The 18,327-nt window shown below is 70.3% G+C and carries 22 protein-coding genes; 9 read left to right on the top strand and 13 right to left on the bottom strand.

Translation table 11 applies throughout. The features are described 5' to 3' along the window. Positions 1 to 3: 3 nt before the first annotated feature. Genes hemC through AB0K28_RS47070 form a run of 3 tightly spaced genes read right to left on the bottom strand, consistent with a single transcriptional unit; the run spans position 4 to position 2,845 of the window. Positions 4 to 918 (bottom strand): hydroxymethylbilane synthase, encoded by a 915-nt coding sequence (gene hemC / locus AB0K28_RS47080; RefSeq protein WP_345394313.1) that lies wholly within the window; start codon positions 916 to 918, stop codon positions 4 to 6. Further along, complete coding sequence (locus tag AB0K28_RS47075) at positions 915 to 2,171, bottom strand: glutamyl-tRNA reductase (RefSeq protein ID WP_345394310.1); 1,257 nt, start codon at positions 2,169 to 2,171, stop codon at positions 915 to 917. Before AB0K28_RS47075 ends, hemC begins: the two co-directional genes overlap by 4 nt. Beyond that, positions 2,168 to 2,845 (bottom strand): redox-sensing transcriptional repressor Rex, encoded by a 678-nt coding sequence (locus AB0K28_RS47070; RefSeq protein WP_355415497.1) that lies wholly within the window; start codon positions 2,843 to 2,845, stop codon positions 2,168 to 2,170. Before AB0K28_RS47070 ends, AB0K28_RS47075 begins: the two co-directional genes overlap by 4 nt. A gap of 116 nt (positions 2,846 to 2,961) precedes the next feature. On the opposite strand from AB0K28_RS47070, the gene AB0K28_RS47065 reads away from it, so the two are divergent. Further along, positions 2,962 to 3,198, top strand: a complete 237-nt coding sequence (locus AB0K28_RS47065) for a glutaredoxin family protein (protein WP_345394304.1) — start codon at positions 2,962 to 2,964, stop codon at positions 3,196 to 3,198. 49 nt (positions 3,199 to 3,247) lie between these two features. Here AB0K28_RS47065 and AB0K28_RS47060 read toward each other — a convergent pair whose 3' ends face one another. Further along, positions 3,248 to 4,720, bottom strand: coding sequence for an antibiotic biosynthesis monooxygenase (locus tag AB0K28_RS47060; protein ID WP_364383908.1), 1,473 nt, complete (start codon positions 4,718 to 4,720; stop codon positions 3,248 to 3,250). A 179-nt stretch (positions 4,721 to 4,899) separates the two neighbouring features. Between AB0K28_RS47060 and AB0K28_RS47055 the strand changes: the two genes are divergently transcribed. From AB0K28_RS47055 to AB0K28_RS47045, 3 genes are read left to right on the top strand one after another with little or no spacing between them, the layout of a single operon-like run. Then, positions 4,900 to 5,538: a sigma-70 family RNA polymerase sigma factor gene (locus AB0K28_RS47055; protein ID WP_355415491.1), complete on the top strand. Its 639-nt coding sequence runs from the start codon at positions 4,900 to 4,902 to the stop codon at positions 5,536 to 5,538. A 60-nt stretch (positions 5,539 to 5,598) separates the two neighbouring features. Next, a complete protein-coding gene (locus AB0K28_RS47050; RefSeq protein WP_345394292.1) occupies positions 5,599 to 6,285 on the top strand; it encodes a DUF5667 domain-containing protein in 687 nt (228 codons plus the stop codon). Positions 6,286 to 6,303: 18 nt separating this feature from the next. Beyond that, a complete protein-coding gene (locus AB0K28_RS47045; protein WP_364383903.1) occupies positions 6,304 to 7,179 on the top strand; it encodes an HAD-IB family hydrolase in 876 nt (291 codons plus the stop codon). Positions 7,180 to 7,238: 59 nt separating this feature from the next. On the opposite strand, the gene AB0K28_RS47040 is transcribed toward AB0K28_RS47045, so the two are convergent. The 8 genes from AB0K28_RS47040 to AB0K28_RS47005 all read right to left on the bottom strand — a co-directional run bounded on the left by AB0K28_RS47040 (position 7,239) and on the right by AB0K28_RS47005 (position 13,564). Continuing rightward, on the bottom strand, positions 7,239 to 8,228 hold the full coding sequence (locus AB0K28_RS47040) for an LCP family protein (protein WP_364383900.1): 990 nt from the start codon (positions 8,226 to 8,228) through the stop codon (positions 7,239 to 7,241). A 2-nt stretch (positions 8,229 to 8,230) separates the two neighbouring features. Next, complete coding sequence (locus tag AB0K28_RS47035) at positions 8,231 to 8,809, bottom strand: RNA polymerase sigma factor (protein WP_364383897.1); 579 nt, start codon at positions 8,807 to 8,809, stop codon at positions 8,231 to 8,233. Between the two features lie 82 nt (positions 8,810 to 8,891). After that, positions 8,892 to 9,761, bottom strand: a complete 870-nt coding sequence (locus AB0K28_RS47030; protein WP_345394289.1) for a lysophospholipid acyltransferase family protein — start codon at positions 9,759 to 9,761, stop codon at positions 8,892 to 8,894. Positions 9,762 to 9,796: 35 nt separating this feature from the next. Then, the gene (locus AB0K28_RS47025) at positions 9,797 to 10,792 is read right to left on the bottom strand and encodes an NAD-dependent epimerase/dehydratase family protein (RefSeq protein ID WP_364383894.1); all 996 of its coding nucleotides are present in this window, start codon (positions 10,790 to 10,792) and stop codon (positions 9,797 to 9,799) included. A 22-nt stretch (positions 10,793 to 10,814) separates the two neighbouring features. Further along, positions 10,815 to 10,913 carry an AURKAIP1/COX24 domain-containing protein gene (locus AB0K28_RS47020; RefSeq protein WP_018654693.1) on the bottom strand — a complete coding sequence of 33 codons (99 nt, stop codon included), beginning with the start codon at positions 10,911 to 10,913 and terminating at the stop codon, positions 10,815 to 10,817. A gap of 174 nt (positions 10,914 to 11,087) precedes the next feature. Beyond that, positions 11,088 to 11,291: a helix-turn-helix domain-containing protein gene (locus AB0K28_RS47015; RefSeq protein WP_026214222.1), complete on the bottom strand. Its 204-nt coding sequence runs from the start codon at positions 11,289 to 11,291 to the stop codon at positions 11,088 to 11,090. 312 nt (positions 11,292 to 11,603) lie between these two features. Continuing rightward, positions 11,604 to 12,386 (bottom strand): phosphatase, encoded by a 783-nt coding sequence (locus tag AB0K28_RS47010; protein WP_345394283.1) that lies wholly within the window; start codon positions 12,384 to 12,386, stop codon positions 11,604 to 11,606. A gap of 14 nt (positions 12,387 to 12,400) precedes the next feature. Then, positions 12,401 to 13,564: an acetoin utilization protein AcuC gene (locus tag AB0K28_RS47005; RefSeq protein ID WP_364383891.1), complete on the bottom strand. Its 1,164-nt coding sequence runs from the start codon at positions 13,562 to 13,564 to the stop codon at positions 12,401 to 12,403. A 130-nt stretch (positions 13,565 to 13,694) separates the two neighbouring features. Here AB0K28_RS47005 and AB0K28_RS47000 point away from each other — a divergent pair, with 130 nt between their 5' ends. The 5 genes from AB0K28_RS47000 (at position 13,695) to AB0K28_RS46980 (ending at position 17,775) form a co-directional block, all read left to right on the top strand. Continuing rightward, complete coding sequence (locus tag AB0K28_RS47000) at positions 13,695 to 14,822, top strand: histidine kinase (RefSeq protein WP_364383888.1); 1,128 nt, start codon at positions 13,695 to 13,697, stop codon at positions 14,820 to 14,822. Next, the gene (locus AB0K28_RS46995) at positions 14,819 to 15,481 is read left to right on the top strand and encodes a response regulator transcription factor (RefSeq protein ID WP_355415472.1); all 663 of its coding nucleotides are present in this window, start codon (positions 14,819 to 14,821) and stop codon (positions 15,479 to 15,481) included. The genes AB0K28_RS47000 and AB0K28_RS46995 overlap by 4 nt, the downstream gene beginning before the upstream one ends. Positions 15,482 to 15,561: 80 nt before the next feature. After that, complete coding sequence (locus AB0K28_RS46990; protein ID WP_364383884.1) at positions 15,562 to 16,452, top strand: ABC transporter ATP-binding protein; 891 nt, start codon at positions 15,562 to 15,564, stop codon at positions 16,450 to 16,452. Then, the gene (locus AB0K28_RS46985) at positions 16,449 to 17,189 is read left to right on the top strand and encodes an ABC transporter permease subunit (protein WP_364383881.1); all 741 of its coding nucleotides are present in this window, start codon (positions 16,449 to 16,451) and stop codon (positions 17,187 to 17,189) included. Before AB0K28_RS46990 ends, AB0K28_RS46985 begins: the two co-directional genes overlap by 4 nt. 241 nt (positions 17,190 to 17,430) lie before the next feature. Beyond that, positions 17,431 to 17,775: a hypothetical protein gene (locus AB0K28_RS46980; protein ID WP_345394271.1), complete on the top strand. Its 345-nt coding sequence runs from the start codon at positions 17,431 to 17,433 to the stop codon at positions 17,773 to 17,775. A gap of 63 nt (positions 17,776 to 17,838) precedes the next feature. Here AB0K28_RS46980 and AB0K28_RS46975 read toward each other — a convergent pair whose 3' ends face one another. After that, entirely contained in the window at positions 17,839 to 18,255 is a 417-nt protein-coding gene (locus AB0K28_RS46975; RefSeq protein ID WP_364383878.1) for a MarR family transcriptional regulator, read from the bottom strand. Positions 18,256 to 18,327: the final 72 nt, after the last annotated feature.

Below are 18,327 nucleotides of genomic sequence, written 5' to 3'. Positions count from 1 at the left end.
AGCTCAATGGGAATGCTCCCCCATCAATCTGTCGGCCCCTTCGGCGATCATCTCGGCCGCGAGGAGGCGGCCCAGGTTCGCTGCCTCCGAAGGAGAGCCGGCGGCGGACTTGCGGACCGCTTCGCGGCCGTCGATGGAGACGACAACAGCGGTCAGGTTCAGAGTGTGCCCGTCATCGAACGCGAAAGCACCCACCGGAGCCGAGCATCCGGCTTCGAGGGCGTTGAGCAGGGCGCGTTCCGCGGTCACGGCCGAGCGGGTGGCGGGGTCGTCGAGCACGGACAGGGCCTCGACGATGTCGGTCCTGTCGGTGCGGCACTCCACGGCCAGCGCGCCCTGGCCCGGGGCGGGCAGCAGCTCGTCGGTCTCGAAGATCTGCGCGATCTCGGCGTCCCTGCCGATCCTGCCGAGGCCGGCGGCGGCGAGCACGATCGCGTCGAGCTCGCCCGAGGTGACCTTGCCGATGCGCGTGTCGGCGTTGCCGCGGATCGGCACGTATTCGAGGTCGGGGCGCAGGGCGCTGAGCATGGCGACGCGGCGCGGCGAGCCGGTGCCGACCCTGGCGCCGGGCGCGAGGTCGGCGAACTTGTGCGGGCCGACGAGGGCGTCGCGGTGGTCGTGGCGGGCCGGCAGCGCGGCCAGCGTGAAGCGCGGGTCCTGGGCGGTCGGCAGGTCCTTCAGCGAGTGGACGGCGAAGTCGATCTCGCCGTCGAGCAGCTCGTCGCGCAGCGCGCTGACGAACACGCCGGTGCCGCCGAGCTGCGCCAGATGGGCCTTGGTGACGTCGCCGTACGTGGTGATGCCGACCAGCTCGACGGGCCCTCCGGTGCGCGCGGTGTAGGCGTCGGCCACCATCTGGGACTGCGTGGTCGCGAGAAGGCTGCGCCGGGTGCCGAGCCGCAGAGCGGGCCTCGTCACAGCTCCACCTCCCTCACGGCCTCGGGCATCTTCGGATCCAGGTTGAACAATTCGCGCAGGGCTTCCGCATAATGATCGCCTCCTGGGCAGGTGGCGAGCTGCTTGACACGCACAGTCGGCTCGTGGAGCAGTTTGTCCACCACCCGCTGGACGGTCATGGCGACCTCGTCGCGCGCCCGCTCGTCGAGGTCGGGCACCCGCATCAGCAGGCGGCCCAGCTCCGACTCGACGACGCCGGCCGCCTTGCTGCGCAGCGCCACCACGGTCGGCGTGACCCTGGAGGCCCGCTCGGCGTCGAGGTAGGCGCGCAGCTCCTCGGCCACCAGACGGCGCACGGTGGGCACCGCGTCGCCCTCGCGGGAGCCGATGCCGGACTCCTGGATGGTCTCCAGGTCGACCAGCGTGACACCCGGCACTCCGCGCACGGCCGGGTCGATGTCGTGCGGCAGCGCCAGGTCCAGCAGGAACACCGGTTTGCCCAGCATATCCGGCGTGACGATGTGCCGGCCCGCGCCGGTGCAGGTGATCACGATGTCGGCCGCGGCCACCTCTTCCGGCACGGCGGCGAATCCGACCGCCCGGCCGCCGACGGTGGCGGCGAGCCTGGCGCCCCGCTCGTACGTGCGGTTGGCCACGACGATGTCGGTGACCCCGGCGCGCGCCAGCGTCGCGGCGGCCAGCGAGCTCATGGAGCCGGCGCCGATCACCAGCGCCCGCCGCCCCGGCAGCTCGCCCGCCAGCGCGAGCCCGGCGGTGACGAGGGAGGCGCCGTGCTTGTCGATGCCGGTGTCGTGGTGGGCGCGCTTGCCCACCCGCAGCGCCTGCTGCACCAGGTCGTTGAGCGTGGCGCCGACCGTGCCCTGGCGCTGGGCCAGCTTGAGCGCCTGACGGACCTGCCCGAGTATCTGCTGCTCGCCGACGACCATGGAGTCGAGGCCGCACACCACGGAGAACAGGTGCTCGACCGCCCGCTCCTCGTAGTGGACGTAGAGGTGCGGGATGAGCTCGTCCACCGGGACGCCCGAGTGCACGCCGAGCAGCTCGCTGATCGACGTGACGGCCGCGTGGAAGCGGTCGACCGTGACGTAGACCTCGACCCTGTTGCAGGTCGAGACCACCATGGCCTCCGCCACGCACGGATCGTGCTGAACGTCGTGCAGGAGCTTGACGAGGGCGTCACCGCTGACGGAGACGCGCTCGAGCAGGCCCACCGGTGCGGTCCGGTGGCTGAGCCCGACAGCCAGAACACTCATTGACCGTCCACCGCCATGAGTGGCCCCCCAGCCTTGCGTTGCTCGTGGAACGCGAGAATCTGCAGTTCGATTGATAGGTCGACTTTACGGACATCGACGCTTTCCGGCACAGAGAGTACGACCGGCGCGAAATTGAGGATGCTGGTCACGCCCACGGCGACCACGCGATCGCACACCTGCTGCGCCGCTGCCGCCGGTATCGCCAGTACCACGATCGAGACTCCACGCCGTTTGATCACGGCTTCCAGTTCGTCGATGTGTTCAACATTCAACCCCGCGATGGTGTCGCCCACGATTTCGGGGTCGGCGTCGATGAGCGCCGCGACCCGGAAGCCCCGGGAGACGAAACCGCCGTAGTTGGCGAGCGCGCGCCCGAGGTTGCCGACTCCGACGATCGCGACGGCCCAGTCTTGGGTCAGACCGAGCTCACGGGAGATCTGATAGACGAGGTATTCGACCTCATAGCCTACGCCGCGGGTGCCGTAGGAGCCGAGGTGCGAGAGGTCCTTGCGGAGCTTGGCGGAGTTGACCCCTGCCGCGCCCGCCAGGTCTTCCGAGCTGACGGTGGCGATGCCCCGCTCGGCCATCCCGTGCAGCGCCCTGAGGTAAAGCGGCAGCCTGGCGACCGTCGCCTCGGGGATGCCGCGGTCACGGGGCTGGGACGGGCTCTTCACGTGCCGGTGCTCCAGGGAACGGGCGGCTTGGGGACCGCGTGATCGGAATGGGACCGTCTTTCAGGTTAATCCCTTTGTGAACCGATGCACAAAGTCAGCAGGGGTACGGTTGCGTCATGCACCGCATCACCTTGCTCGGCAAACCCGGCTGTCACCTCTGTGACGACGCCCGCGAGATCATCGCCAGGGTCGCGGGCGAGCTCGGCGTCCCGTGGGAGGAGGTCAGCATCGACTCCTCCGACGAGCTCAAGGAGAAATACTGGGAGATGATCCCGGTCACGCTGATCGACGGCGTGCAGCACGACTTCTGGCGGGTCGATGAGGCGAGGCTGCGCGCGGCCCTCAGCACGTGACGGCTCAGCACGTGACGGCTCAGCACGTGACGGCTCAGCACGTGACGGCTCAGTACATGACGGTGGGCAGCGGCACCACCTTGGCGGCGTTGACGTCGAGCTCGATCACGTTGGTGGCCAGCACCATCGCCTGACGGTCGTTGACGAACCGCTCGACGTGCGGCTGGCGCAGGTGGTCGCGGTAGGCCACCTCGTCGCGATAGAGCTCGTAGACGATGCGCTGCAGCGGGGCCGACTTCACGGAGTGGCAGGCGTAGACGAGCGTGTCGGGCTCGCCCCTGCGCACGGCCTCGACCGTGGCCTCGGCCAGCCGGTCGAAGGCGTCGCCCGCGCCGTCCATGAGCGTGAAGACGGTGAGCATGCCGTAGATCGTCGGCGAGAGCTTGCCCGAGCCGCCCTGCTGCTGGGCGGGCGAGAACAGGTCGGCGCCGGGGAAGACCGCGCCGGTGGCGGGCGCCGGCGGCGCCAGGTTGTAGTCGGGGCGCTGGGGCGGTGCGCCGTTCATGATGTAGCCGGTGGAGGGGCCGTCGTCGGGCGACGGCGGCGCCATGCGGGAGGCGTAGTCGACCTCGCGGTCGCCCGCACGATATTCGGCCACCAGGTCGCCGAGCCCCGACGACCTGCGCGGCGGCTGCGGCGGCAGGTCGGCGGCCGGCACCGGCTCCGGCATGCCGTGGTGCCCCGGCACCTCGTCGCGGAACATCGGGCGCTCGTCGGGACCGTCCTCTCCGGCCAGCGCGCGATCGGCGCGGCGCGCGGCGAACTCCTCGCGGCGCTGGGCCCGCTCGTCGCGGCGCGCCGCCCGCTCGTCGCGGTCGTCGTGGTCGTCGAAGTCGTCCTCGTCGTCGTCCTCGTACGGCGCCAGCGGCCGCAGCACGGTGTACCAGACCGCCGCCCCCGCGACGGCGAGCAGCGCGGTGGTGAACAGGGCCGGCACGGAGAAGCGCATCGCGCCCACCAGCGCCAGCCCCGACGGCACGATGACCACGGTGGCGTGGAGGTTGTCGGTGTCGTACTCGTCACCGTTGCGCCAGCGCAGCCCGGCCACGACCAGCATCGCCAGCATGATCAGCACGGCGACGGCGTGCACGCCGGTGAGCAGGTAGCCGGGGACGATGTTCCAGTGGGCCGCGGCGGTGGGCAGCGACTTGCCCATGTCGTCGGTCTTCAGCGGGTCCCAGACCATGATGACGGTGGCGACGACGGTCAGGGCGATGCCGAGCAGCCACGCGAGGAACCTCGGCGGCACCTTCTCGGCCAGCAGCTGCACGAGCCCGACGGCCAGCCACAGGGGCGCCAGCATCGATCCCGTCACCTGGTAGATCCGGAACGTGACGGAGCCGAAGCCCATGAAGGACCCGAGTGCGATCACGGCGAGTGACAGGCAGAGCCCGGCGACTGCAACGGTCCAGGCGACCAACCATCCCTCAGGCTCGTCGCGCAGGCGTTGGATCAGGGCGGCCGCGGCGATCGCGGACAGGATCGCACCGGCGAGAGCTATGACAGCAACGAGGATCTCCATGGTGACTCCAATGCTGCCGGACGATGCCTCCCAGCCGGTAGCCGAAGAGGGAACGGGTCGGTCCACCACGGTATAGGCCGATTACGCCTAGTCATGCATGACTTCCGTGGATTGTGGATTTTCCGGTTGATTTCTAGAGTGTTCGAGCACGCCGCACCCCTTACCCCTAGGGATACCGGATGCCTGACTCGTCGCCGTTCGCCGGGCTGCTGGCGCCAGCTGTGGCCGGCCCTGCCCGGACGGGCGAGCTCGCCGTGCGCGAAGACGTGCCCGACGACCTCCGTACGCTGGTGATGCACGCCAAGAACGGATGCACGCAATCCTTTGGCACGCTCTACGACCGTTATGTCGACCTGGTCTACCGCTACATCTACTTCCGGGTGGGCTCGCACCCGCTGGCGGAGGACCTCACCAGCGAGACCTTCCTGCGCGCGCTGCGCAGGATCGGCGACTTCACCTGGCAGGGGCGCGACTTCGGAGCCTGGCTCGTGACGATCGCGAGAAACCTGGTGACCGACCATTTCAAGTCGGGGCGCTACCGGCTGGAGATCCCCACGGGCGAGGTGATCGACGTTCCGCTCGACGGCTCCCACATTCCCGAGAACGCCGTGGTCACGGCCATCATCAACGATCGGGTGCTGCGTGCCGTACGAGATCTCAATCCCGAACAACAGGAATGCGTCGTCCTGCGCTTCCTGCACGGCCTCTCGCTCGCGGAAACCGCGCTGATCATGGGGAAGAAGAGTGGAGCGATCAAAGCGCTGCAGTTCCGTGCCGTCCGCGCGCTGGCCAGGGCTCTCAAGCACGACCTGGCGTAACCTCCGTCATCGGCCCCTCGTTAGACCAGGTGTCATGACCGTGTCGGTGGGAGAGCCGTCATGAGGGGCGCGCGCGAGCGGCGGGTACGCGTGCTCGTGCACCTCACCGAGCTGAGCGAGCTGCCGCTCGGCGGCCTGCCCGAGCCCGCGTTCAAGGAACGGCTGCGCGCCGAGCTGATGTCGGGCGCCCTGACCGCCGCCGAACCCGACGCGCCCGAGAAGCGGGCCACCCGGAGGCCGCAGCCGCTCCTGGGCGGCCTCCTGGGCCGGCGCGGACGCCGCCGCCGGTCCAGAGGGCGGCCCCTGCTGTCCCAGCTCGCCACCGTGGGCCTGGTGGCCGCGCTCATGGTGTCCTCCTTCGCCACCTACCGCGCGGTGCCCGGCGACTCGCTCTACCCCCTCAAGCGCGCCGCGGAGACCACGCTCGTCCGCCTCACGTCCGACGACGCGGAACGCGCCGCGCGCGAGCTCGACTCGGCCAAGGCGCGCGCCAAGGAGGTCGCCACCCTCCTCGGCTCGTCGGTCGACGGCCCGCTCGTGGACGAGACGCTCAAGGACATGGAGGAGTCCACCCGCGCGGGCATCAGCCGGCTCGAACGCGCGGAGCCGCGCTCGCCGAAGATCAAGAAATTCGCGCGGGACCAGAAGGAGGCCGTCAAGCCGATGCTTCAGCAGCTCGACGAGGATCAACTGGCCCAGGCGGAGGGGTACCTCAGCTACATCGAAGGTCTGGCCGCCCCCGAGTAGGTAGCTAAGCTGAAGCCCATGTGGCGGCTCAAGCGACGACGACAGGAAGTGCGGCCGGAGGTCGCAGGTGAGGTGGCCGCACAGGCGGCGGTGACCGTCGCGCCTGCCCAGCCCGATCTCGAGTCCGCGGCCTTCTTCGACGTCGACAACACCATGATGCGCGGCGCGTCGATCTACCACTTCGCCCGCGGACTGGCCACGCGCGGCCTGTTCACCACCTCCGACCTGGTCAAGTTCGCCGTCGGGCAGGCCGTCTTCCGGCTGCGCGGCAACGAGAACCCCGAGCACATCGCGGTGGCCAGGGAGACCGCGCTGGCGTTCGTCGCGGGCGCCAAGGTCGACGACGTCGTACGCCTCGGCGAGGAGATCTACGACGAGGTCATGGCAGACCGCATCTGGGGCGGCACCCGCGCGCTCGCCCAGAGCCACCTCGACGCCGGCCAGCGCGTCTGGCTGGTCACCGCCACCCCCATCGAGCTGGCCAGGGTCATCGCCCAGCGGCTCGGCCTGACCGGCGCGCTCGGCACGGTCGCCGAGACCAGCAACGGCGTCTACACCGGCCGGCTGGTCGGCGACCTGCTCCACGGCCCGGCCAAGGCCGAGGCGGTGCGCGCCCTGGCCCGCAGGGAGGGCCTCGACCTCAGCCTCTGCACCGCCTACAGCGACTCGGCCAACGACCTGCCGATGTTGTCGCTGGTCGGCAACGCGGTGGCCATCAACCCCGACAGCGAGCTGCGCGAATACGCGCGCAAGCACGACTGGCCGGTCAAGGACTTCCGCACCGGGCGCAAGGCCACGATGACGGCGCTGCCGTTCGCGGCCGGCGTGGGCGCGGTCGCGGGCGGCGTCGCGGCGGGCATCGCCCTGCGCCGCCTCTACCGCGGCCGCCCCTGAATCACCGCAGCCGACTCACTCCAGGCTGACTCACTCCAGGCTGACTCACTGCAGCTGACTCACTGCAGCGTGCCGAACAGCCTGGCCGCCTCCGGCTGCTTCCACCGGAGCCGGTTCGGGTCCTGCGGATAGGGCTCCGAGGGCACCGACACCGTGGTCATCGTGGTCCTGGCGAGCTGGGTGGCCAGCTCGTACATCTCCTCGACGCCGAGATCCGTCTTCACCGCCCCGCGCACCGCCGACAGGAAAACTCTGAGCTCGGCGGGATCGGAGACGAGCTGCCGCTGGGCCTTGTCCAGCATGGCCCGCGCGAGCCCCTGCTGCCGCTTGATCCGCGCGACGTCCGAGCCGTCGCCGTAGTGACGCAGCCGGGCGTAGCCGAGCGCCTTCTCGCCGTCGAGCAGTTGCTCGCCCGCGGGCAGCCTGAGCTTCGAGGCGCGGTCGTCCACGGGCCTCGGCACCTTGATCCGCACGCCGCCGAGCGCGTCCACCATGGTCTCGAAGCCGGCGAAGTCCACCTCGACCGTGTGGTCCAGGCGCAGCCCCGTCAGCTTCTCCAGCGTCGACCTGAGGCACGTGGCGCCACCGTCGTCGTACGCGGAATTGATCATGGTGACCCGATCCGGCGCCGACCCGCACGGAACCCGCACCATCGAGTCGCGCGGGACGCTGACCACGGTGGCCCTGCCCCTGTCGGCCGGCAGGTGGACGATGATGATGGTGTCGGAGCGCTGGCCCGAGCCCCGCGACTGCGGCCCGTACTTCGCGTTGCCAGGACCGTCCCGGGTGTCGGAGCCGATCAGCAGCACGTTCATGGCGCCGCTCATGTCCACCCGCCCGCCCGCGGACGGCGCGGCCACGGGGAAGCCGGTGATGAACGCCGTCGTCACCGCCACGACGGCGGCCGTGCCCGCGGCGACCAGCGCGGCCGTCGGCCACCTGCGCCGGGGACGGCCGCGCAGGAAGCCCGTGCGGTGGCGGACCAGGGTGGCGGGTGGCTGGTGCTCCAGCTCGGCCCCGAGGTCGCGGAGCAGCTTCAGGTCGTCCATCGTCACTCCTCCTCCAGGGGGTTGGTGTCGCCGAGCGCCGTGCGTACCTTCCGCCTGCCCCTGTTGAGGCGGGAGCGCACGGTTCCGACAGGGATGCCGAGCGCTCGCGCGGCCTCCTCGTACGTGAGGTCGCCCCAGGCGATCAGCAGCAGCACGTCGCGGTCCCTGGCGGGCAGCGCGGCCAGGGCGCCGGCCAGCTCCGCGCGGACGGCACGGGCGGACACCCCGGCCGCCACCCGGTCGGCGGGCGACTCCACCTCGTGGTCGACGGGGGCGCGCAGGAGCGCACGGTAGCGGGCCGCCTCCGTGCGGTGGTGGCGGGAGATGAGCTTGGTGAGGATGCCGAAGAGCCACGGCCTGGCGTCCGGGTAGGCCAGGTCGTAGCTCTTCCTGCGGGAGAAGGCGACCAGGAACGTCTCGCCGACGAGGTCCTCGGCGGGTTCGGGGCCGAGGCGTCTGGAGGCGTATCTGAAGAGCATCGCGGAGTAGCGGTCGAAGAGCTCGGCGAACACCTCGGGTTCTGTCAGCGAGGCGCTCACGAGTTCGGCGTCCGCACCCCTGACGGCGGGTTGCGTGATCATCTCCGCCCTTCTGCGGGGAATGGGTCACGGATGTCTTGCCACAACCCGCCGTCAGGGTTCAGGGATCGTCGCGCCGGCGGCGTCAGAGGAGCGGGGGAAAGGCGTGTCCCCTGCGCAGGCGCAGCTCGTTGAGCAGCTGCTGGATGACCTCGCGCACGTGGTCGGTGATGTTGAAGACCAGCATGGGGTCGTCGGCGGCCGACGGGTCGTACTCGTCGGTGCGGATCGGCTCCCCGAACTCGATCATCCACTTCGACGGCAGCGGCACCAGGCCGAGCGGCCCGAGCAGCGGGAAGAACGGGGTGATCGGCAGATAGGGCAGCCCCAGCAGCCGGGCCAGCGACTTGAGGTCGCCGATCTTGGGGTAGATCTCCTCGGCGCCGACGATCGCGGTGGGCACGATCGGCACGCCCGCGCGGATCGCGGAGGCCACGAAGCCGCCGCGGCCGAAGCGCTGCAACTTGTAGCGCTCGGAGAAGGGCTTGCCGACGCCCTTGAAGCCCTCGGGGAACACCCCGACCAGCTCGCCCTTGCGCAGCAGCCGGTCGGCGTCCTCGCGGCAGGCCAGCGTGTGGCCGGTCTTGCGGGCCAGATGGCTGAGCAGCGGAAGCTGGTAGACCAGGTCGGCGCCGAGCAGCCGCAGCGGCCTGGCCGCCTCGTCGTGCAGCGCCACCTGCAGCATCAGCGCGTCAACGGGCAGCGTGCCCGAGTGGTTGGCCACGATGAGCGCGCCGCTGTCGTCGGGGATGTTCTTCAGCTCGAGCGTCTCGACCCTGAACCAGTGGCGGTAGAGCGGCCTGAGCAGCTCGAGCACGACCTTGTCGGTCAGCTCGGCGTCGTAGCCGAACTCGTCGACCTCGTAGTCGCCGGTGACCCGCCGCCTGATGAAGGCGAGCGCCTTGGCCACGGGGTCGGGCTCGTCGTACGACGGCGCCGCGGTGATGGGGATCACCCGGCCTTCCTCATCTGGCGCTGGGCGCGGAACGCTCATGCGCGGAAACTTCCCAGCGGACGCAGCCCGCGCGAGCGCAGGAAGTCGTCGAACGCCGCACCGGTGCTGAACTTGGGCTTCCAGCCCAGCTCGGCCTCCAGGTGGGCGATGTCGACCGCGCGGCCGTGGCTCATCAGCCGCAGCTGCTCGGGCGAGTATTCGACCAGGCCGAGCCGGCGCGCGGCACCGCCGAGCACGGTGAAGGCGGGCGAGATCAGCGGCAGCGAGGGCCGCCCCGCCCGGCGCGCGCACTGCGACAGCAGCAACACGCCTGCCCCGGCCACGTTGTACGTGCCGGGGTGATCCTCGGTCGCCATCCGGCGCAGCACCTCGACCGCGTCGTCCTCGTGGACGAACTGCAGCCGCGGGTCGAAGCCGAGCACGCTCGGCAGCACCGGCTGGGTGAAGTAACGCGTCAGCGGCGAGTCGACGCCTGGGCCCATGAAGTTGGCGAAGCGCAGCAGCGACACGGTGACGTCGGGACGCCGCCGCGCGAAACCGCGAACGTAGCCCTCGACCTCGGCCGCGTCCTTGGCATAGCCGTGGACGGGGCCGTCATGCGGCTCCAGGTCCTCGGTGAACACCGCCGGATCGCGGGGAGACGAGCCGTAGACGGCGGTGGTGGATCGCACCACCACGCGCCGCACGGTCGCCGACCGCTGGCAGGCACCGAGCAACTGCATGGTGCCGATGACGTTGTGCTCTTTCATGGCAGCCCTGCCCCCATTGCGTGAGGGAGCGCTGACCAGGCTCATGTGCACAACGGTGTCGATGTCCGCGGCCGCGATCACCTGGGCGATGTCGGGGCTGCGCAGATCCACCCGGACGAACTCGGTCCGGCCGAGTGAGATGCCGCCGTCTCGCGTGAGCGAGGGGGGCGGCACGGTGTCCACTCCGATGACACGGCTGATGTCCGGGTCCGCCGCCAGAACGCTCGCCACCCGGGCGCCGATGTGGCGCGAGACCCCGGTGACAAGCACGGTGTGGGTCATCAGCGCCTCGCAGCTGCGTCGGTTACTTCTTGTTGCGCCGCTGGATGCGCGTCTTCTTGAGCAGCTTACGGTGCTTCTTCTTAGCCATCCGCTTGCGGCGCTTCTTGATCACAGAGCCCACGGGACCCCCAGGTACTGATAGCACGTTTGAATCGGAGTGCGAGCGCACACCGGCTCACAGACTACCGGCGATCCACGGTAGATCGCCCCTCGGGGGGTGAGCGCCCGGCCGTACCAGCGGGCGGCCGGGCCTCTCCCGCGACACACTCACGACACGTTCGGGCGTGTCGCTACGTCATCCTGCCTCGATGTAGGCCTCCCGGAGATAATCGTGTACCGCCTGCTCAGGCACCCTGAACGAGCGGCCGACTCGGATGGCCGGCAGCTCGCCGGAGTGGACGAGCCGGTACACCGTCATCTTGGACACCCTCATGACCGTCGCCACTTCTGCCACGGTCAGGAACTTCACCTCGCTGAGAGGTCTTTCGCCTGCACCCATCGGACGCCTCTTCCGCACGTGTTTCCGGGTTATCCCCACTGGTGCCATTGCTCACGCACGTGTACTGCCGTCAGCGTAAGTCGGGACTCCGAGTGCGCAAACCCCCTATTTTTCCAGCCGACGGAGCCACCTGTCAGCCGAACCAGCGAAATCGCTGGCCAACCGCCTGGCCAAGCACCTCGCCTGGACGCTGGAGCTGTCCAAGCTGCCACACATAAGAGTCGCCGGAGCCCTGCCAAAAGTTGGCAAAGGGACAGCGAGCCCCTTGGAATGCAGGCGCGAAAAGACGGTATGGGGAGGGCCGTTATCGACTCAAAGGGCTCGTGAGACTTCTGTGACTAGCCGCTCCGTCAACGGAGAGTAATAGCGGGGTAGCACGTTGTCGTCAAGTGGCACGACCACCTCAAGCTTGCCCTCCGCCTCCCCGAGGAACAGCCCGGGGTCGTTGCAGTCGGCGAAGGCCACCGTCGGCACGCCCGCCTCGCCCGCCGCTCCGGCCCAGCCGTGGTCGGCGATCACCAGGTCGGGCAGGTCGCCGCCCAGCTCGTCCAGCATGTGGCGCATCGGGATCGCGTCGTGGGTGTGCACCAGCGCGCCCCTGTCGTCGAGCATCGCGACGTCCTGGAGGTAGCGGATCCTGCGCGGCCGGCCGAAGCCGGAGCCCGCGTACGACCAGCCCTCCCCGGGGGTCAGCAGCCGCGCGCCGTGGGCCACGCAGAAGGCGGCCAGCGGCAGGTGCACGGCGAGCAGGCCCGTGGGGTGTCCGGTGGCGAACAGGATGCGGGGCTCGGGCCGCGCCAGCACGGCGGCGATGCGCTCGGCCATCGCGTCGAGCGCGTCGATGGTCAGGTCAGGGTCGATGGTGTCCTGGCCGTAGCGGTGGTCGGGGTCGGCGACGACGCCCGCGGACTTGGCCATGAGGGCCAGGATGTCGCGGTAGGACCACGGCTGGTCGAAGGTCAGGCCGAGCGCGTAGTAGGGGTCGCCGTTGGCCAGCGAGCTGTAGTGGTCGAGGTTGTTCTCGCGAGAGGTCGCGACATCGCCGGCGATGCGGCTGTGAACAAGGTGATCTCTAAGTTCGTCGCGGCTCAGCACTGCTTCATTCCTCGTCAGGGCATCGGATCGAGGCCGTGCAGGGGGAACACCGCTTGCCGGGTCGCCATGACCGCACGGTCAATGGGGTCCGCAGGATCATAACCACCAGATAGGTCGCTGAATTCCGGATGGCGGCCGTCTGTCATGGTGAGGGGTGGTGTCTCCCCCGTACGCTCGCGGACGAACCTGCGCCACTCCTCGGGCGTCGGCGTGGCCGGATCGATCGGATGCCCGGCCAGCTCGGCCATCAGGTGCGTCCACACCCGCGGCACCACCTGCACCAGCTCGTAGCCGCCACCGCCGGTCGCGATCCAGCGCCCGCCCGCCGTCTCGTGGGCCAGGCGGTGCAGGGCCTCGTAGGCGGCCCGCTGGCCGTCGACGCTCAGCATCAGGTTGGCGAGGGGGTCGAGCGCGTGGCTGTCGCAGCCGTGCTGGGTCACCAGGATCTCCGGCCCGAACTCGTGCAGCAGCGGCGGCACCACCGCGTGGAAGGCCCGCAGCCAGCCCGCGTCGCCGGTGCCGGCGGGCAGCGCGACGTTGACCGCCGTGCCGTCGGCGCCGGTCTCGTGCGGGAAGCCGGTGCCGGGGAACAGCGTGCGCGGGCTCTCGTGCAGGCTGATCGTCAGCACCCTGGGGTCGTCGTAGAAGACCGTCTGTACGCCGTCGCCGTGATGGACGTCGACGTCCACGTACGCGACGCGCCCCACTCCCTGCTCCAGCAGCCACGCGATCGCCAGCGCGGGGTCGTTGTAGACGCAGAAGCCGCTCGCCAGGGCCGGCATCGCGTGGTGCAGCCCGCCCGCGACGTTGACGGCGTGCTCGGCGGTGCCCTCCCAGACCGAGCGGGCGGCGGCCAGCGAGGCGCCGGCGATGAGCGCGCTGGCCTCGTGGACGCCCGCGAAGGCCGGGTTGTCGGTGGTGCCGAGCCCGGCGCTCATGTCGGGCAGGCCGGAGGCGGAGACGCGCTTGACGGCCTCGATGTAGCCGCGGTGGTGGACCAGCGCCAGCTCGTCGTCGCTCGCCGGGACGCAGCCGGCCAGCTCGACCTTGTCGAGCACGCCCATCTCGCGGGCCAGCGCCATGGTGAGCTCGACGCGCACGGGGGCCAGCGGATGGCTCGGGCCGAAGTCGTAGGTGGTCAGAGCGTCGTCCCAGATCACCCGTGCCGAACGGCTCATGCCAACCCCTCTGCCGCGTGCCCTCGCCTTGCGCCGACGTTACCGCAGCGCAGACCGCTGGTTGTAGCCCGGCCTCAGGCGGCCGGAAAGATCACGCCGATCTCGGAATCTTGTGATTTAGGGTCTTAGCGTGCGCTTAGCGCGGACGTTCATGACCATCGTGCGGTTCTTCCGGCGGCCCACGGTGTACGACCGCACGCTGGTGATCGTGCTGTGCCTGCCCGCACTGATCAGCCTCGTGACGGGCGTGCTGGGCATGACGGAGATGCTGCCGAGCGCCGTCGCGTACCTGGTGAGCACGCCGTTCCTGCTCATGCGCCGCAACCGGCCGCTCCTCACGACCGGCGCGGTGGTCGTCGTGGACGCCGTCTCGATCGCGACCGGCCTGGTGACCAGCTCGAACGTGCACAGTGCCGTCGCGCTCTACAGCCTGGGCCGCTACACGGGAGGCCGTCCGACCGCGATCGCCACCGGAGCCGCCTTCGCCGTGTACGCCGTCGCCATGGAGGTGGACAGGCCAGGCGTCAACAGCTGGCTGAGCGCCCTGTTCCTGGTCGGCGTGTTCGTGGGTACCGGCCAGTTCGTCCGGCTCAGGACCGAGCTGAGGGAGCGCACCACCCGCGAGGCCGCCGACGCCGCCGTACGCGCCGAGCGCAGGCGCATCGCCAGGGAGCTGCACGACGTGGTGGCCCACCACATCACCGTGATCAACGCGCTGGTCGGCGGCGCCAGGGCCACGCTGCCGCCCGAGCAGCTGGTCACCAGGGATGCGCTGGAGAGCGCCGAGCAGACCGCCCGCCAGGCCATGTCGGAGATGCGGCGGCTGCTCGACGTGCTGAGGGCCGAGGGCGGGGAGGGCGCGGACGCGGCGACGGGGGTCGGCACGGACCGGTTGCCCGCCCTCATCAAGGAGGCGGGGTCGGCGGGCCTGCCGGCCACCCTGACCGTGACGGGCGAGCCCGTCGAGTTGCCCGCCGCCGTGGACCACGCCGTCTACCGGATCGTCCAGGAGGCGCTGACGAACACCCGCAAGCACGCCGTCGGCGCCAGGGCCAGCGTGCTGCTGACCTATGATCCGGAGGCCGTGGAGGTCGAGGTGCTCGACGACGGCGTGGCCAAGAACGACGGCACGCCGCCGGGCTTCGGGCTCGGCGGCATGGCGGAGCGGGTGGCCCTGTGCGGCGGCCGGCTCTCGACGGGGCCCAGGCCAGAAGGAGGATTCCGCGTGCACGCCCGCATCCCGCTGGAGAGCGCATGACGGCCGCGATCAGGGTGCTGCTCGCCGACGACCACGCACTCGTGCGCAGGGGCTTCAAGCTGATGCTGGACGCCCAGCCCGACCTCGGCGTGGTCGGCGAGGCGGCCGACGGCGAGCAGGCGGTGGAGCTGAGCCGGCGGCTGCGGCCCCACGTGGTGCTCATGGACCTGCACATGCCCGGCATGGACGGCGTGCGCGCCACCGAGCTGATCACCGCCGAGCTGCCGCAGGTGCGGGTGCTCGCGCTGAGCACGTTCGACCTGGACGAGAACGTGGTGGCGGCGCTGCGCGCGGGCGCCGACGGCTTCCTGCCCAAGGACGTCTCCCCCGAGGAGCTGATCGAGGGCGTCCGCGTCGTGCACCGCGGCGAGTCGGCCGTCGCGCCCCGGCTGCTGACCCGGCTGATCGGCACGTACGTCCGCACCACGCCGCCGCGATCCACCCCCGCCGAGCTGGCCGGGCTGACCGTGCGCGAGCAGGAGATCCTCGTGCTGATCGCCCGCGGCCGCTCCAACACCGAGATCGCCGCCGAGCTGTCCGTCTCCCCCTCGACCGTCAAGAACCACGTGACGAGCCTGTTCGCCAAGATCGGCGTCAGGGACCGGGCGCAGGCGGTGATCGCCGCGTACGAGGCGGGTCTCGTCCGACCCGGAGAGTAGGACCAGGGTCCCAGAACGCCGCCGTGCGAACGGTTCGCGGGCAGGAGGTGATCGGGGGCGCGCGACGGCACGCTTGAGTCATGACCGCGATTCGGGCAACCAACCTGAGCAAGCGTTACGGCGGCACCGTGGCCGTCGACGACCTGTCGTTCGACGTCGAGCCCGGCAGGGTGACCGGCTTCCTCGGCCCCAACGGGGCGGGCAAGTCGACCACCATGCGCATGATCCTCGGACTCGACCACCCCTCCGGCGGCTCCGTGCTCGTGGACGGCAAGCCGTACGCGGAGCTGAAGCACCCCCTCCGCAAGGTCGGCGCGCTGCTGGACGCCAAGGCCGTGCACGGCGGGCGCAGCGCGCGCAACCACCTGCTGGCCATCGCCCAGAGCAACGGCATCCCCGCGAGCCGCATCGACGAGGTCCTGGAGATCGTCGGGCTGAGCGGCGTGGCGAAGCGGCGCGTCGGCGGGTTCTCCCTCGGCATGGCGCAGCGCCTGGGCATCGCCGCGGCGCTGCTGGGCGATCCCGAGATCCTGCTGTTCGACGAGCCGGTCAACGGGCTCGACCCCGACGGCATCCTGTGGATCCGCACCTTCATGCGCCGGCTGGCCGCCGAGGGGCGGACCGTGTTCGTCTCCAGCCACCTCATGAGCGAGATGGCGCAGACCGCCGGCCACCTCATCGTGATCGGCAAGGGGCGGCTCATCGCCGACACCAGCGTGCCGGAGTTCATCGGGCGCAGCTCCCAGGGCTACGTCCGGGTCCGCTCGCCCCGCCTGGCCGAGGTCGCCGAGCTGGTCAAGGTGGGCGAGCTGCACCCCGACCACCTGCGGGTGACCGCGATGACCACCCTCGAGATCGGCACGCTCACCGCGCGGGCGGGGCTGCCGCTGGAGGAGCTGACGTTCGTGCAGCCCTCGCTCGAAGCCGCGTACATGGAGCTCACCAAGGACAGCCTGGAGTACTCGTCATGACCGACATCCTGCGATCAGAGTGGACCAAGATCCGCTCGGTGCGCTCCACCATGTGGACGCTCGGCGTCACCTTCCTGCTCATGGCCGGCTTCGGCACGTTGCTGGGTGTCGCCGCCACCGCCAGCGGCAGCGGGCCGATCCCGGCCGAGGAGGCGCTGTCCATGAGCCTCGCCGGTGCGCTCTTCGCCACGCTCGCCCTGGCCACGCTGGGCGTGCTGGTGATCTCCAGCGAATACCGCACGGGGGGCATCAGGACGTCGCTGATGGCCGTGCCTCAGCGGTACAAGCTGCTGACCGGCAAGCTGGTCGTGTTCACCGCGACGGCGCTCGTGGTCAGCGCGGTCTCCTCGGCCGCCGCGCTCGCCATCGGCGTGGCCATCACGCAGCCCGCCGGGCTGGAGATCGGCGACGCCGTACGCGCGGGCCTCGGCAGCACGCTCTACCTGACCGCGTGCGGGCTGTTCGGGCTGGGGCTGGGCACGCTCGTCCGGCACACGCCGGGTGCGCTGCTGTCGGCCGTCGCGCTGATGCTGGTGCTGCCGCAGCTCACGAACATGCTCCCGGGCGCGTGGGGCCAGACCGTGTCCGACTACTTCACCACCAACGCCGGGTCCCTGGTGGTCTTCGGGCAGTCCAGCGAGTCGCTGGGGGCGTGGAGCGGGTTCGGCGTCTATCTCGGGTGGATCGCCGTGACGGTGCTGGCGGGGGCCGTACTGATGCGGCGGCGCGACGCCTAGAACCTCTCACTCGGCGCGCAGGGTGACGGCCGGATCCATCCGGCCCGCCCTGCGCGCCGGCGCGACCGGCGCACGCCGAACCTGGGGCTCCGGGTGCTGGGCGCCGGATCCTCACGTAGCGCGACAGGAGCAGGTAAGCGGCCTTATTTCGGTGAAAACCAAAAGGTCAGAGCCGGTTTTCAGGACGACACCCCCGTTGCGATGCCGCTATGGTGGCCGCGATCAACGGGAAAGGATCACTATGCTGCGCATTCTCCGGCGTTCCGTCCTCACCGGCGCACTCGCGACGGGACTCGCCATGGCGGCCGTCGGCATCGCCCCTGCCTCTGCCTCGGCCACCCCGCCGTACGCGCTGGTGAAGCTGACCTGGAACTGCTCGAAGGTGGGCGATGTGACGATCACCCTCAAGGGCCCCGGCGTCGCGTCCTCCGCCCGCAAGTCGACCGGCACGGGCTACTGGCGCGGCCGGCCCGGCACCTTCAAGCTGGAGCGCCTGTCCAACGGCCGGATCGCGCCGAAGACCAAGTCGTTCAGGATCGGCAACTTCTCGACCAAGCGCATCTCGGTCTGCTCCAGCAAGTGGTAGAACCACCGTTCCTGCGGTGACCTGCCGCCCCCGCGTCCGGCCGGGGCGGCAGGACCGGTCGTCCTAAGCCTCGACGACGCGGCTCAGCAGCCCCATGAGCTGCCGCAACTCCGCGTCCGTCAGCACCTTCAGCGGAGTCTTCTCCAGCGTCGTCTCAAGCAGCTCCTCGCGGATCTGACGTCCCCGGTCGGTCAGGACCAGGACGCGCGAGCGCCGATCGTACGGATCGACGGCGCGCTCGACCAGCCCTCGCTCGGTGAGCTGGTTGGTGATGAACGTCAGGTTGGGAGCGTTGCAGTGCAGCCGCTCCGCCATCACCTTCATCGACGGCGGCGGCTCGGCCGGATCGATGGCCCACAGCGCCTGGAACGTCGCCGGCGTCAACCGGTGCCCGGCCAGCGCATCCATGATCAGCGCGTTGGTCCGCATCCAGATCTCGTAGGTCGCCGTGACCACTGCCGTGAGCTCGTGTGCGGACATGACCGCCATCCTATGACGTTTCGAGTCTCGAAGTAATGGTGCTACCTTTACTTCGAGACTCGAAACAAAGGA

Origin of the sequence: Nonomuraea sp. NPDC049504 (genome assembly GCF_040676845.1) — a bacterium.
Lineage (GTDB): Bacteria > Actinomycetota > Actinomycetes > Streptosporangiales > Streptosporangiaceae > Nonomuraea > Nonomuraea salmonea.
This window is presented reverse-complemented; position numbering and strand designations above follow the sequence as displayed.